The sequence below is a fragment of the Cellulomonas alba genome (assembly GCF_030362835.1).
Classification (GTDB): Bacteria; Actinomycetota; Actinomycetes; order Actinomycetales; family Cellulomonadaceae; genus Cellulomonas; species Cellulomonas alba.
Genome location: NZ_JAUCGQ010000001.1, coordinates 2,390,451 through 2,404,755, shown reverse-complemented (window position 1 = coordinate 2,404,755; position 14,305 = coordinate 2,390,451). Strand labels below are relative to the sequence as shown.

The window sequence follows — 14,305 nt, the reverse complement described above, 5'->3', positions numbered from 1 at the left end:
TCGCGTCTCAGACGTCGACCGCGTCCAAAGCGCGAGAGACGGCCCCTTCGACGGCTGCCGGCGCGTAGTTGCTCTCGAACCAACGGCGCCCGCTCGCCGAGGCGGCCTCGCGGGCTCGTACGCTCCCGAGCAGCTGCTCGATGTGGTCTGCCCACTCCTGCGGGGTGTCGGCCGTGCGGCACGACTCCTCGGCGGCCGAACCCGCCAGCTCCACGCACAGCCTCGTCGCCACCGTCGGAGTCCCGACGCCCAGCGACTCGATCAGCTTCATCTGGACGCCCGTGGCGGTCCTGACCGGCACGACGGACACGGCCGCGCTGGCGTACTCGACGCCGACGTCGGCGACGGGCCCCACGATCTCGACGTCGGGTGCAGCAAGGCGCGAGACGCGCGAGGACACCTCGGCACCGACGATGCGCAGGGTTGCCGGGACCCCGCGGGCGCGAAGCAGCGGCATGACGTGCTCGACGAACCACTCGAGCGCCTCGACGTTCGCCGCGTACCCGAGCCGACCCACGAACAGGAGCCGGCCGCCGACGGCACGCGACTCGTCCCACCGGAACGGCGTGGGAACCGGAACGCTCCGGACGAGGTGGAACGTCGCACGGTCGGCGACGTCGTGCGGCGACGAGACCAGGACGCTCTGAGCCCGTGCGACGACCAACGCCTCCGCGGCCGCCATCCGCGGCGCCTCGATGCGTCCGACCCAGCGAGCCGGGCCGCGCCCGCGGGCCGCGACCTGGCCGTAGTACTCCGACCGGATCTCGTCCAGGTCGAACGCCACGGGCAGGTCACCGACGAGAGGGAGCCACTGCCCGGACCTGATGACGTTGAAGAACACGGCATCCGGGCGGAAGTCACGCACGGACGTCCGGACGGCCTCGCGCATCGCGCCGGCGTCGGCATACGCCTGTTGCAGCGACCGGCGGGTCAGCAACGCCCGACCCGCGCGCCAGACGCCCTCGACGGCACGGCCCCGCACGGCCACGACGTCGCCGTCGAGCTCCCGCGCGTCGGCGGCGTCGTGGTCGTTCCACACCAGGACCAGGGCACGGACGTCGGCGCGCTCCTGCAGGCTACGAAGGAGCGCGAGGCTCCGTGGCCGACGCCGCCCAGGGACCCACGGCGCCACGAAGAGCACACGGCGACGGTCGCTCATGTGCGCTTCACCGACCGCAGCTCGAGGCTCGGCGCGCGGCGCGCGGTCTCGAGCTCCAAGCTCGAGCCGACCAGCCCGACCGACCCGTTCCAGCGCAGCGTGCTGTAGAGCGCGCCGTAGACGAACATCCACAGTGCGAGCACGGACGTCCCGAACAGGCCCCAGCCGGTCATGCCGATGAGCACGACGCCGGGGATCGAGGCGATGAGCACGCGGGCCGCCGCGCCCTGGGGCGTGGTCGCGCGGCGTCGGCCCCACGCGCGTGCCCAGATCACCACGAGCCCCACGAAGAACGCGGCCGCACCGATAGCGCCGACCTCGGCCACCAGCAGAAGAAATGAGTTGTGCACCGGGATCCACGACCCGGTCAACGGTCCGACCACATTCGTGTAGTTGTTCGGCCCCGTGCCCAGCCAGAACGTCCGGTGCAGTTGGCCATAGGCGTTTGTCAGGAGCTGGCCACGCACGCCACCGGTCGGATCCTCGTCGAAACGTGACGCCAGGACACCAAGCGACATCATCCCGACGATCCAGCCACCGAAGAGCGCCGCCGTCCGGGCTCTCGGAAGTGTGTCGCGCGGGAGAAGATATCCCCAGAAGACGGTGAGAACAATGGCGGCCACAATGTTTGCACGCCCCTGGGACAGCAGCAGCGGGATATAGGCGAGCCCGACGGCCCACGCCGCCTTTCTGCTCACGCTGCGGTAACCCGACCCGATGAGCCACAGGCCCACGAGCATCACCATGAAAAGCAGCTTCCCGAGCGTGTCGGGGTGATTCGCCGTGCCGTTGACACGGTTCCCGAGAAGGGCCGCGTCGACCGGCGTAAGAATCGAAGGGCGGTGTCCAGACAGCTGCACCGCTGCGAAAATGATCTGGGCCACGACAATCCCGAGGACGGTCGTCGCGATCGCCGAGGCCTCGCGTTCTCGCAATGGCGAGCCGCCACCCCAGGCACTGCCGACGTACCACCCGCAGATGCCGATGAGGAGCTGGAGCACGCCGGCCTCGATGAACGAGGACCGCGGCCAGACGGCGAGGTACAGGACCGCCAGGACGCACACGAAGGCCACGAGGGCCAAGGGCATCGGCGCGTGCCTGAGTGCGACCAGCCCGATCGCCGTCAGGGCCACGAGCAGGACGGTGTACGTCCGGACGCCGGGCACGGCGTCCGCGATCCCCACGTGGTAGATGTCCGTCCCGTGCGTCAGGAGCAGCGGGACGATGGTCGACGCGACGAGGATCGCGATCCACACGCCGGCACGGACGCCCCGCGCAGCGCAGACCAGGAACACGGCGACGGTCGCAGCCGCCGCCGCCGCGATCAGGAGGTCAGCGCGCACCGGAGCTCCCCTGCGCCGTCGCTACCGCACCCATGCCACGACCCCCAGTGCGAGTGCTGGAACATACCCGACCGCGCACGCGCGGCTCAGGCGCACGATCCTGCCCCGGGCCTGCCCGCGCGCGGTCGCCATGAGGATCGAGAACAGCACCAGAGGAAGCACCAGCGAGGACAACCCGTACTCGATGCTCGCGTCCGCTGCCGACGTGGTCGGCCAGATCGAGGCCGTCACGTAGTAGGCCGCGACCGTGGTCGCCGACGTCACGAGCAGGACGACCGCACGCGAGTCGCGCATGGCCAGACCGCTGAGCGCGTAGTACGTGAGGATCGACGGAAGGACCAGCGCGAGAGCCGCGACGCTCGCCGGTCCGAGGTCGGGGAAGTTCGACATCGCATGCGGCGCGAGCCACGCCATCGCGACGACCGTGCCGACGGCGCAGACGACCGCCATCGCGCCGTACACGAACGCGTTCACGCGGACCCGCTCGTCGACGAGCCCGTCCGGCGCCGCCTGGATCTTCACGGTCATGAAGGCGTGGATCGACCCCGCGAGGGTCGCGCCGATCGTGATGATGAGCATGACGTCGTGCGCCGCGGCGACCCGCTCAGGACTCGCGTGGCCGACCGCCTGCAGTCGCATGCCCTGCGTGAACGCCGCGAAGAGCACGAGGTGCGGGATCAGCAGCAGCGCCGACCGGATCGTCCGGCCCTCGGCGCTCCGGATGGCTGCGACGGGCGAGACGAGACGCCGACGCTCGTGCCAGACGAGCAGGCCGCAGCCCAGTGCCGCACCGGCCGCGAGAAGCTCGTTCGCGACGTGCGCGGACGCACCCAGCCAACCGGCAAGGAGCCACGTGAGCGGGAGCAGCGCCTGGCCGAGGCTCGACATGATCATCAGGCCGCGCTGGTTCATGACGCGCGCCGTCTGCGCACCGAGAATAGAAAGCGCGACGAATCCAGCCGCAAAGCAGGTCGCCACCACGACGGCGAGCCCTGCGGAGGGCCGCGAGGCCAGAATCACCAGCCCGGCCAACCCGCAACCGTACGCAATGAGTCCCGAAGCGACCGTCAGCGAGACATAGGGTGACCACGGTCCTCGTCCGCGTATTTCCTGGCCGGAGGCTCCGCGATAGGAATTCGGGATCAAGTAGGGGAGCCCGAGTGTCACCGGCAATGCCACGACCGACGAGATCGCGTAGGCCTTGACGGCAACGGACTGGAAGTCAGCGGTAGTAGTGTGACCCAGTGCCCACCAGGCGCCGAGCGCGACGACCGCGCCGGCGACTTGAAGGGCGGGAAGCTCGAGCGACAGCAAGAGATCGACGCGTCTCGTGGAAGAGGAATACTGCAATGACCATCGACCTTTACTGGTGGCGTCCGACGCATTCCTTACGCGCAGTCGCCGGCGAACTCGTGAAGCACGGGGCAGCATGGTACCGCATGGCAGCAAACGGCCCGCGACGCGTCTCGAATTTCGGCGATGAATTCAGCCCGCTGGCCCTGAGCGAGCTCACGGGCTCGCGTGTGCGGTGGCGCTCCGCGCGGCGCGCATCGGTTTACGGAATCGGGTCGCTGCTGGAGACCTACCAGGCCAACGGTGGCCAGGCGCGCGTGTTCGGATCAGGCCTGCGGACAGGTCGCGTCGCTGATGCGCCGCTGCGCGCCGAGAGCTTCCTCGCGGTCCGCGGCGTCCTCACCCGGTCCGCACTGGGCCTGCCCGAGGACACCCCGCTGGGCGATCCCGGGGTCGTGGTCGCCGAGCTGGGCCTCGGGGACGTGCGGCGTGGGAGCGCGCCGGTGTTCCTGCCCCACTTCGGAGTTCTCGCGACGCGAGAGGGCGCGCGCACCGTCGCCGCCCTGCGCGCGAACGGCTACGAGGTCGCGCTCCCGAACACGGAGCCGCTCGAGATCGCTCGCCGCCTCGCAGGGGCGCCGTTCGTCGCCACGACGAGCCTGCACGGCCTCGTGTTCGCGAACGCTCTCGGCGTCCCTGCGACGCTCGTCTCGATGCCGGACGTGCGAGGGGCCGAGCCGCGGTTCAAGTACGACGACTACCTCAGCGCGCTCGGCGACACGGCCGACCGCGTGGAGCTCGAGCTGGTCAGCGACGCCGGCCGTGCCCTGGCGTTCGCCGAGACGCTCGAGGAGGCGGCCGCCCGGCTGAGGAAAGAGTCGTTGCGTGTGGCCGAGAACCTCCGCGCCGCGGCCCGCGCGCTCTAAAGCTGCTGGCGTCGGCCGTCGAGCGGCCGAGAGAATTCACCGGAAGATCGCTTTCTGGGCCACCGGGGCGGCGAATATGCCTGTCCGTCCGCTCTGTTCCCGTCCGTGCCCCTTCGCCGCTATGCGCTGAGGAACCGGATTCCCTCGCATCTCGCGGGTGCCGGCGTGTCGAGTGGACGTGGGAGAATCCTCGGCAGAATCGCTCTGAGAGGGGTCCCACGGCCGTGGAACTGAAGGACTACATCACGATCCTCCGCAAGCGCTGGTTGTCGATCGTGCTGACGACCGTGCTGGGAGGCGCGCTCGCCGCCGGCTTCTCGCTCGCGGCGCCCGAGCGGTACACCGCCACGACGCAGCTGTACGTCTCCGTCCAGGGCGGCCAGACCACCGACGACCTCCTCCAGGGCTCGAGCTTCACGCAGAAGCAGGTCACCTCGTACACCCGGATCGTGACGAGCCCGCTCGTCCTCAATCCCGTGATCGACCAGCTCGGGCTCGGTGGCCGGGCCGAGGACCTCGCCGCGGAAGTCAGCGCGAGCTCCCCGCTGAACACGTCGCTCATCAACGTGAACGTCACGGCGGCGAACCCGGCGATCGCCGCGGCGACGGCGGACGCCATCGCCGCGAAGTTCAAGGACGTCATCGGCGAGCTCGAGACCCCGACCAACGGCACCAGCTCCGCCGTGAAGGTCTCCGTCGTGCGCCCCGCCACCGCACCGACCGCGCCCTCGTCGCCGAACCTCAAGATGAACGTCGTCGTCGGGCTGTTCGTCGGGCTCGTGCTCGGCATCGGCATCGCCGTCCTGCGCGAGCTCCTCAACACGCGGGTCCGCGACTCCGAGGACGTCGCCCGCGTCACGGACACCTCGGTGATCGGCGCGATCGGCTACGACGAGGACGCCCCGCGCCACCCGCTGATCGTGCAGTCCAACCCGCACAGCCAGCGCTCCGAGGCGTTCCGCCGGCTGCGCACCAACCTGCAGTTCCTCGACATCGCGGACCGGCCGCACTCGATCGTCGTCACCAGCTCGCTGCCCGGCGAGGGCAAGTCGACGACCGCGATCAACGTGGCGATCACGCTCGCGGACGCCGGCTCGCGCGTCGCTCTCGTCGACGCCGACCTGCGCCGTCCGAGCGTCGCGAAGTACATGGGCATCGAAGGCTCGGCAGGCCTGACGACCGTGCTGATCGGCCGGGCGACCGTCGACGACGTCATCCAGCCCTGGGGCACGGGGCAGCTGCACGTGCTGCCCTCCGGCCAGGTGCCGCCCAACCCGAGCGAGCTGCTCGGCTCGGTGTCGATGGCCCAGCTGCTTCAGGAGCTCACCGAGAGCTACGACATGGTGATCGTCGACACGCCGCCGCTGCTGCCGGTGACCGACGCCGCGATCCTGGCGAAGCTCACCGGCGGCGCCCTGCTGGTCGTCGGCGCGGACAAGCTGCACCGCAACCAGCTCGACGAGTCCGTCGGCGCCCTGCACACGGTGGGCGCCCGCATCCTCGGCATCGTGCTGAACCGGCAGCCGCGCAAGCAGGGCGACGCGTACACGTACTACGACTACGCACCCGGCAGCGGTACGACGCCGTCCCACACCAAGGGCGCGGGCCGCAAGCGTCGCCGCCGCCCGGCGGCCGGGACCTCCCGGAGCACCGCTCCGGTCGGCGGACCGGCGACGACCGCCGAGCCGTCGACCGCCGACGACCCGTCGGAGTCGTCGATCTACTCCTCGTGAGCGGGTGCCGGAAGACACCTGCGCGCCTGGGCTGCGGTGAGCTGCCGCGGGGACGACGCACGGCCGGCGCCCCCGGCCGGGCGAGCCTGCTGACCGCGGTTCCACCTGGCGCTCGACACACGTTCGCGATGTGCGCCGACACACGCGAAGAGCCCCGCACCAACGGTGCGGGGCTCTTCGTCGTGTCGCGTGCGCCGGGCGGATCAGCCCTGGTGCGCGTGGCGGCGGCGGGCCAGCAGCACGCCACCGGCGCCGAGGACCACGAGCGCGGCCGCACCGGCGATGATCGGCGTCTCGTTCGAGCCCGTCCCGGCGAGGGCGCCGCTGCCGGAGGCGCTCGAGCCGCCACCCGCAGCGCTGACGGTGATCGCCTGCGAGGCGAGGACCGCGCCGGTCGCCGGGTCCGTCGCGACGAGCGTGTAGGTGCCGCCCGCGCTGAGCGTCACGTCGAAGGTCGCCTGGCCGTTCGCGGTCGCCTTGGTGAGCGACTTGGTGCCCGCGATCGTGATCGCGGAGCTCGGCGCGGTGGGCGAGCTGATGGTGAGCGTCACGTTCGCCACGTTGGCGTTGATGACGAAGACGAAGGTCTGGCCGACCGTGGGCGCGATGACCGACACGGTGGCGCTGACGCCGGGAGCCTCGTAGCTCGTGGACGTCGCACCGAAGGCGGCGACCGAGGGGCCCAGGACGAGGCCGCCGGCCACCAGGGTGGCAGCAGCGATACGCGTGATCTTCATTGGGTCCCCCCCGGGAAATGGCGATCGTCATTGTTGAGACGACTCGTGTAACACGTGAAGGCTAACGGTTACACCGAGCAAGCACTACCCACCGTGGTCGCACCGCCCTGCCGCGCGAGGGGCGTCGACCGCACCTGGACGTCGCTGACCTGGCCCTTCGCGGTCGACACGTCGAGCGAGAAAGTGCGGCTCTGTCCGGGTGCCAAGACGGTCGTCACCGCGGCCACCGTCAGGTTGTGATGGATCTGGGCGAATGCTCCCTGGGGGCCCGGGTCCAGCTTGAGGCCCTCGATCCGGCCCCCGAGCGGTCCGTACAGGAGCACGTTCGTCTTGACCGAGCCCCACGGGACGACCTTCGTCGGACCGAGCACGTACCGCGGCAGCGTGGTCGAGGCGTCGGCGGGCGCGGTGTTCGTGAGCCTGATGTCGAGGTGGACGATCTGGGAGCCGTCGGGGCGGCAGGCCGTGGACTTCCCCTCGATCGTCAGGTTCTCGTAGTAGCCCATCTTCGCGGCGGTTCCGTCGTTGAGGTACACGCCGATCACGGGGCTCGTCGGTGGCAGGCCGTCCGGCCCGTCGACGCCTCGCAGGTCGCCGCCCAGCACCGTGCCGGTCAGTCGCGCCTGCTCGTCGTCGTGCGCCGACCAGATCATCAGGCGGCCCTGGCGTGCGGCCTCCCCGAGGCGGTCGAGCACCGCCTGGGCGTCCGTCCCGACGCCGCCGAGGACCTTGTCGAACACCCGGCTCGCGGCCGACGCGAACCAGTCGTCCTGGGCCTGCGGCGCGCGGATGTCGAGGTACACGGTGTTGAGCAGGCGCTGCACCGCGTTGTCCGCCGTCAGCGACGTGCCGTCCGAGAGCGGCACCGGGCCCGTCGCCTGGAGCACGAGCGCGAGGGTGCCGGGATCGACCGAGACGACGCCGTCGATTGCGCCGCCGACCTTGCTCTCCCAGATGCCCTTCGCGAGCGCGGCGCTGCGCGGGAAGTCGGGCGTGAACGTGACGTCCCGCATGTCGGTGCCGAGCAGCGGGCTGAAGATCGCCTTCTCGTCGTCGTCCAGCGGCAGCGACGAGGCGAGTCGCAGGGACGCGCCCGAGCGCTCGTCGACCTGCGTCACCTTGCCGTCCTGTGCGCGCAGCAGCAGGACCACGCCGGGGATGCCGCCCGTCGCGCGCGGCTCCGCGTTGTTCTGCACGAGGACGAGGTAGTTGCGCGTGCCGTCCGCGCCGAGCATCGCCGGCAGCAGCTGGACCGCCCGCGCGGCCGTCGCGGTGGTGGTCGCGGCGTCGCCGATGCCGGAGCGGACCTGGTCGACGGCGTCGGCCACCTGGCCGTTGAGCCCGTGCGTGTCGATGCCGGCGAGCTGTTGCACCGCGGCGCGCATGGCCTGGTCGGCGCCCGTGATCGTCGGCGCGGCCTTCGTCAGCGGGTCCAGGTCGATGCGGCCGTCGACCGGCGCGAGCGCCTCGGGGCTCAGCAGGTGCGTCGCGTCCATCAGGGACGGGAGCGCGCGCCGCGTCAGACCGTCGACCGTCGACGACACCGTCTGGAGCGCGTCGACGTTGCGGCCGAGCCCGGGCAGCTGGCCCGCGAGCGTCCACACGGGACCGTGCGTCGCGCGGTCCGCCGCGCGGGTCCGCGCCTGGAGCGCGGCGATCGTGCGCCGGGCGCCCGCGTCGTCGCCGGCTCGCACCTGGTCCTGCAGACGGGCGAGGTCGGCGCGGGCCGAGACGAGCTCGTCGTGGGCGCGCAGCGCGTCGCTCGTCAGCCAGACGGCCGCGCCGGCGACGACGACGGCCGCGGCCCCGACGGACAGCAGCGCGACGCGGGCACGAGGGTCGAGGCGCGCGATGCGCGGGTCGCGGGCGTGGCGAGCAGGCGCTGCGGGCTCCGGCGCCCTCCGCATGCTCAGCGCTGCCACGACACCCCGTTCCCCCGATTCGCGTCGTGCCGGAATCGTAACCGTGCGCCCTGGGCGCCCGGCCGTCCGGGTGATGCACGGGGTGATCCCGGTGCGCCGATCGGGTCAGCACCGGTCGGGCCGGCAGGACGTGGCGGCCGAGCCTGGATAATCGGCGATCATGCCTGCCCCCTTGCGCGTCCTCGCCGTGTGCACCGGCAACATCTGCCGGTCGCCCGCGGTCGAGCGGCTGCTCGCGATCGGCCTCGGCGCGACGTTCCGCGGCGCGCCCGTCGGGGCGCTCGCTCCCGCGATCGAGGTCGCGTCGGCGGGGGTCGGCGCCGTGGTGGGTGCGCCGATGACGGCCCCGATGGCCGAGCTGGTGGCGGGCGTCGGCGGCGAGACCGCGGGGTTCGCGGCGCGGCAGCTCACCGAGGCGCACGTGCGCGAGGCCGACCTGGTGGTGGCTCTCACGCGGCGGCACCGCGCGGCGGTCGTCGAGCTCGTGCCGTCGGCCGTGCGGCGCACGTTCACGCTGCGCGAGCTCGGACGGCTCGCGACGCTCGTCGACCCGGCCGCCCTCCCGGGTGCGGGTGCCACGACCGCGGACCGGCTCGCGGCGCTCGTGCCGCTCGCCGGGGCCGCGCGGCCGACCGCCGGTCCCGTGAGCGCCGCGGACGACGACGTCGTCGACCCCTACCGCGGCGACGACGTGCTGTACCAGCGGTCGTTCGGCCAGCTGTTCCCCGCCGTGCAGTCGATCGTCGCCGTCGTCCGGCGGTAGGCCGGGCTAGCCTGCGGACGTGGCCCTGCGCACTCCCCCGGAACCCGTCTCCGTCGACCTGCGGCGCGTGGTGCTCGTCGGCATGGCGGTGTGGCTCGTCGCGCTCGTGCCGTGCGTGCTGCTCGGGTCGCTGACCGACGTCGGGTGGACGCCCGCCTGGGTGTGCCTCGCGGGGCTCGCGCTGGGTGGGATCGCGCTCGACTGGACGCGCCGCCACCGGGCCGCCTGACGGGCCGCCGTCCCGCGGTGGGCTGACGCGGTCGGGGTGGAAACGTCACGCGTCCGGCGCGCCCCAGGCAGCATCGAGCGCGAGCTCGGCGACGCGCGCCGGGTCGAGCAGCACCGCCTCGAGCGCGGCGCGCTGCGACCACCGCCCGGCCGCCTGCGCGAGGGCCGCCGCGAGGCCCGCGAGGCTTGTCGCGTGCGGCAGCCCGTCCGCGTCGACCCACCACTCGACCGGCACGCCGTCGACCAGCAGGTCGTCGTGCTCGCGCCACGTCGCCGGCAGCTCCGCGACGAGCTCGGCCGCGGCCGCCGGGACGGGCGCGTCGACGCCCGGCTCGTCCGGCCGACCCGGGGCGATCGCGCTCATCAACGGCAGGTCGAGCGCCGCGCCTGCGCGCACCGCGTCGTCGCGCGCGAGGCACGGGACGACCGCCGCGACGTCGGTGCGCTGCCACCACATCGGGCCGTCGGCGACCGCCGCGTCCTGCGCGTGCACCACGGCGATCCGGCCGGGGGCGACGAGTGCCGGGACGTGCTCGGGTGGGTCGGCGGGCGCCGCGTGCCGCCACACGAGCACCGCGAGCGCGGGCGCGACAGGCGTGCCGACCTCCCACTCGTCGAGCAGCCGGGTCCACGCGGCGCCGTCGAGCTCCGCGAGGCCCTCGACACCACCGAGAGCACGCTGCACCTCGCCGTCGAGTGCCGCCACAGTGGCGGGCGGCGGCGGGACGAGCGCGGCAGCAGGGTCGGCCGCCCCGCCGACGGGAAGCCCGGAGCCGACCAGGAACGGCGCACCGAGGCCGAGGTCCGCTCTCTCGCGCAGCCACCACGCGGTGTACGACCCGGCGACCCCGCCGCCCTCGCCACGCACCGGCTCGACGAGCACGCGACGCAGCTCGGGCTCGCCCGCGATCCGCGCGAGCACCTCGGGCCATGCGCCCGGCGCGACGGCGTCGAGGTCCGCGACCGCGGAGGCGTCACCCACGTACGCGCCCGCGCCGAGCGTGTCCGCGAGGTGCTCGAGGTACTCCTCCCACCCGTCGAGCGACTGCGCGGCGAGCGCATCGGGGTCGTCGGCGCTCGCCGGGTCGGCCAGGACGTCGGCCACGCGCAGCACCACGAGCTCGCGCCGCACGCCGACGGCCGCGAGCGTGTCGGCGTCCCAGCGGTCCACCAGCTCGAGCGCCACCGGGGCCAGCACCCGCTCGTCGAGCAGCCGAGCCGCGGCCGAGCCCGGCAGGACCAGGCCGTCGGCCGGGGTCGGCTCGCCGTCCGCCGCGGTCAGCGTCAGCAGGCCCAGCCACGGCCGCGCGTCGGGCGGCACCTCGCGAGCCGCGGCGACGAGCGCGAGCACGGTATGGGTCACCTCGGGGTCGGGCTCGTCGTCGTCCGCGGCAGCGAGGACCGCCGCGCGGACCGCGGGCTGCGTCAGGAGGGCCGCGGCGTCGGCCGCCGTGGCACCGAGCCGCTCGAGCAGCGGGCCGGCGGCGGCGGGGTCGACGATCCGCAGCCCGAGCCGCGCCAGCGCGTCGAAGGTGCGGTCGTCGAGCGCTGCCGCGACGTCCGCGTCCACGACGAGCGCGCCTCGAGCGCCCCGGACCACGCGGCCGTCGGCGAGCGGCACCGGCAGGCCGGCGAGCGCCTCGCGGTCGCGCGGGTCGTCCGCGAGCGGCGCGAGCGCCCCGTAGAGCTCCGACCAGCGCGGGTCCGGCAGCGCCGGGAGCTCGTCGACGACGTCCGCGAGCGGCCGCACCTCGACGCCCAGCGACCGTGCCTGCGGCTCACGACCCGGCGGGACGCGCACCAGCCCGGCCACCCACTCGCCGAGCACCCGCAGGGTCGCAGCGTCCCGGCCGGCCGCGCCCTCGATCGCGACCGCGCGCGCCGGGGGGACGAGCGGGGCGGTGCCGGCGTCGGCCCCCGCGAGCCCGCCCGCGGCCGCCGCCGGCACGAGGAGCGGCGTCGCCGCCAGCGCCCGGAGGACACGAGCGCGAAGATCGCCGTCCACCTCGCCCGCGGCGAACCCGGTCGGCGCGAGCGCCAGCACGTCGCCGTCGGTGTCGGCCACCAGCCGCGCGAGCGCGGCGTACGCGCCGGCGACGTGATCGAGCAGCGCGTCCGTGAGCGCGCCCCGGGCGACGTGGCGGCGGGTGGGGTCCAGCGGCAGGGTCGCGACGACGAGCACCGGCAGGCTCGAGCGCTCGTCCGTCGGGGTCGGCGCGTGCAGGCGGGTCAGGTCGGCGCGCGCGGCCGCGGGGTCGCGCGGGAGCGCGATCGTCACGCGCCAGGCACGCGCCGCGCGCTCCTCGACCGGCCGGTCCGCCAGCAGGGCGAGCGGCAGCTCGCCCTCCGCCGACGCGACGACCCACCGCGCACCGACGTCCGCCAGACGTCGGCCCGGTCCGTCGGGCGCCTCGACGACGACCTCCGTCAACCCGGCGAGCGCGAGCAGCAGCGCGTCGTCCACCGCCGCGAGCAGGGCCGCGACCTCGTCGAACGCGACCTCGTCGCGGAGCTCGAGCACCACCGCCGTGTCGTAGCCGGTCGGCGGGCGGCCGTCGGCGGGCAGCGGCAGACGCAGCGCCGGCAGCGAGCCGTCCCGCCGGCGCACCTCGTCCTCGAGGGCCGGGACCTCGGCCGCCGCCTCGGCGAGCAGCGCCGCGGTGTCACGCAGGCTGAACCGCACGCCGCCTGAGGTCGACAGCACCGAGACCTCGTCGGCCACCGCCCGCACCGCCGCGAACCCGACGCCGAACCGACCGACGATTCCGTCGCCCGCGCGCTTCGACGACGCACGCATCGACGCGAGCGACGCGACGCCCTCGGCGTCGAGCGGCTCGCCCGTGTTCGCGGCGACGAGCACCGCGCGTCCGTCGTCGGTGTGACCCAGGCGCAGCAGCAGGCGGCCCGGCACGCCCGCGCGGGTCGCGGCGTCGGCCGCGTTCTGCGCGAGCTCGACGACCACCCGGTCGCGGTAGTAGCCGCGGGCGTGGTCCTCCTCGACGTTGGCGTCCTCGCGCAGTCGCGCGGGTGACGCCCGCCAGGCCCCCAGGACGGCCGCGCGGAGGGCGGCGGTGCCGAAGGGGTCCGGCGTCACGGCTCCGGGTCTGTGGCCGGCTCGTCGGCCGGGGCGTCGGCGGGCGGGGCGTCGGCGGGCGGGGCGTCGGCTGCGGCGTCGTCGGCGGTCGTCGGCGGTGCGTCGACGGCCGACGCCTCGTCGGCCGGTCCGTCGTCCTCCGGCGCAGCCTCGTCGGCGGGCGCGGCGTCCTCGGCCGGGAACTCGCCGCGAGCCACCACGTCCTCGGCCACGGCGTCCGCGTCCTGCCCGGCCGCGTCCTCGGCCGGGAACTCGCCGCGAGCCACCACGTCCTCGGCCACCTCGTCGGGCACCCGCGCGGGCTCCGCGGCGGGCGTCGCGACATCCGCAGCCGCAGCCGCAGCCGCAGGCAGGCTCGACAGGTCCACCGCCTCGACGCTGAGCTCGTCGATCAGCGGGTCGGCCGCGGGCCACTCGGACGCGGGCTGCTCGGCGTCGGTCTCGGAGTGTGCGCCGCAGCCGTGGTCGTAGCTGACGACCTTGCCGTCGTCGGGCGACCACTCGTTGGCGCAGACGCCGAACAGCTGGCCCAGCGAGCCCTGGAGCGGCACGAGGAACCCGCACGAGGCGCAGGCTGCGCTGGCCGCGAGCGCACCCGGGGTCGTCGGGCCGTGCGCGCCGCGGTACCAGCGGTCGGCGGCCTCGTCGCGCCCGAGCGGCGAGAGCACCCGCGCGCGTGCGAGCGCGAGCTCGTCGATCGCGACCTCGTCGAGCTCGGCGTCGCCGGTCGGCGTCCAGCCGGGCACGAGGCGCGGGTCGTCGGCGCGGAACGGCAGCACGTCGCCGGCACCGATGTCGCCCGGCCGCAGGCGGTCGGACCACGGCACCCACGCCTTGCCGAGGATGGCGTCGTCGCCGGGCAGGAGCTCGGCCTCGCAGACGGTGGCCGAGCGCCCGCGGGGCACGCGCGCGACCGTGACGGTCCACTCCCACCCGCGGTAGCCGCGGGCCAGGCACGCGAAGCGGTGCGAGACGAGCCGCTCGTCGTCGACCGTGAAGCCGAGGTGCTCACCGACGTCGGCGGGATCCTGCGCGAGCTCGATCGCGACCTCGCGCGCGAGGTCGACGGCGGACCCGAGGACGGCGTCCTTCGTGGCGACGGGCATG

At 74.0% G+C, this 14,305-nt stretch carries 11 protein-coding genes; 4 read left to right on the top strand and 7 right to left on the bottom strand.

From position 1 onward, the window contains the following. Positions 1 to 7: 7 nt before the first annotated feature. Genes QRT04_RS11000 through QRT04_RS10990 form a run of 3 tightly spaced genes read right to left on the bottom strand, consistent with a single transcriptional unit; the run spans position 8 to position 3,534 of the window. Positions 8 to 1,159, bottom strand: coding sequence for a glycosyltransferase (locus tag QRT04_RS11000; RefSeq protein ID WP_289455279.1), 1,152 nt, complete (start codon positions 1,157 to 1,159; stop codon positions 8 to 10). Continuing rightward, positions 1,156 to 2,502, bottom strand: coding sequence for an O-antigen ligase family protein (locus tag QRT04_RS10995; RefSeq protein ID WP_289455278.1), 1,347 nt, complete (start codon positions 2,500 to 2,502; stop codon positions 1,156 to 1,158). Before QRT04_RS10995 ends, QRT04_RS11000 begins: the two co-directional genes overlap by 4 nt. Positions 2,503 to 2,523: 21 nt before the next feature. Further along, a complete protein-coding gene (locus QRT04_RS10990; RefSeq protein WP_289455277.1) occupies positions 2,524 to 3,534 on the bottom strand; it encodes a hypothetical protein in 1,011 nt (336 codons plus the stop codon). A gap of 407 nt (positions 3,535 to 3,941) precedes the next feature. On the opposite strand from QRT04_RS10990, the gene QRT04_RS10985 reads away from it, so the two are divergent. Together QRT04_RS10985 and QRT04_RS10980 are read left to right on the top strand one after the other, a co-directional pair. After that, positions 3,942 to 4,721 (top strand): glycosyltransferase family protein, encoded by a 780-nt coding sequence (locus QRT04_RS10985; protein WP_289455276.1) that lies wholly within the window; start codon positions 3,942 to 3,944, stop codon positions 4,719 to 4,721. A gap of 224 nt (positions 4,722 to 4,945) precedes the next feature. Next, positions 4,946 to 6,454 carry a polysaccharide biosynthesis tyrosine autokinase gene (locus tag QRT04_RS10980; RefSeq protein WP_289455275.1) on the top strand — a complete coding sequence of 503 codons (1,509 nt, stop codon included), beginning with the start codon at positions 4,946 to 4,948 and terminating at the stop codon, positions 6,452 to 6,454. Positions 6,455 to 6,657: 203 nt separating this feature from the next. Here QRT04_RS10980 and QRT04_RS10975 read toward each other — a convergent pair whose 3' ends face one another. Further along, positions 6,658 to 7,191: a peptidase gene (locus tag QRT04_RS10975; protein ID WP_289455273.1), complete on the bottom strand. Its 534-nt coding sequence runs from the start codon at positions 7,189 to 7,191 to the stop codon at positions 6,658 to 6,660. A gap of 68 nt (positions 7,192 to 7,259) precedes the next feature. Next, entirely contained in the window at positions 7,260 to 9,113 is a 1,854-nt protein-coding gene (locus QRT04_RS10970; RefSeq protein WP_289455272.1) for a DUF4012 domain-containing protein, read from the bottom strand. Positions 9,114 to 9,273: 160 nt separating this feature from the next. Here QRT04_RS10970 and QRT04_RS10965 point away from each other — a divergent pair, with 160 nt between their 5' ends. Then, positions 9,274 to 9,876 (top strand): arsenate reductase/protein-tyrosine-phosphatase family protein, encoded by a 603-nt coding sequence (locus QRT04_RS10965; RefSeq protein WP_289455271.1) that lies wholly within the window; start codon positions 9,274 to 9,276, stop codon positions 9,874 to 9,876. 19 nt (positions 9,877 to 9,895) lie between these two features. Further along, positions 9,896 to 10,105: a DUF2530 domain-containing protein gene (locus tag QRT04_RS10960; protein WP_289455270.1), complete on the top strand. Its 210-nt coding sequence runs from the start codon at positions 9,896 to 9,898 to the stop codon at positions 10,103 to 10,105. A 45-nt stretch (positions 10,106 to 10,150) separates the two neighbouring features. On the opposite strand, the gene QRT04_RS10955 is transcribed toward QRT04_RS10960, so the two are convergent. Then, the gene (locus tag QRT04_RS10955) at positions 10,151 to 13,198 is read right to left on the bottom strand and encodes a sacsin N-terminal ATP-binding-like domain-containing protein (RefSeq protein WP_289455269.1); all 3,048 of its coding nucleotides are present in this window, start codon (positions 13,196 to 13,198) and stop codon (positions 10,151 to 10,153) included. Further along, a complete protein-coding gene (locus QRT04_RS10950) occupies positions 13,195 to 14,304 on the bottom strand; it encodes a DUF3027 domain-containing protein (protein WP_289455268.1) in 1,110 nt (369 codons plus the stop codon). The genes QRT04_RS10955 and QRT04_RS10950 overlap by 4 nt, the downstream gene beginning before the upstream one ends. Position 14,305: the final 1 nt, after the last annotated feature.

Bases quoted from the DNA above. Each gene is read 5' to 3' on its own strand.
- QRT04_RS11000 (WP_289455279.1), bottom strand. From the start codon at position 1,159: ATGAGCGACCGTCGCCGTGTGCTCTTCGTGGCGCCGTGGGTCCCTGGG.
- QRT04_RS10985 (WP_289455276.1), top strand. From the start codon at position 3,942: ATGGCAGCAAACGGCCCGCGACGCGTCTCGAATTTCGGCGATGAATTC.
- QRT04_RS10975 (WP_289455273.1), bottom strand. From the start codon at position 7,191: ATGAAGATCACGCGTATCGCTGCTGCCACCCTGGTGGCCGGCGGCCTC.
- QRT04_RS10965 (WP_289455271.1), top strand. From the start codon at position 9,274: ATGCCTGCCCCCTTGCGCGTCCTCGCCGTGTGCACCGGCAACATCTGC.
- QRT04_RS10950 (WP_289455268.1), bottom strand. From the start codon at position 14,304: ATGCCCGTCGCCACGAAGGACGCCGTCCTCGGGTCCGCCGTCGACCTC.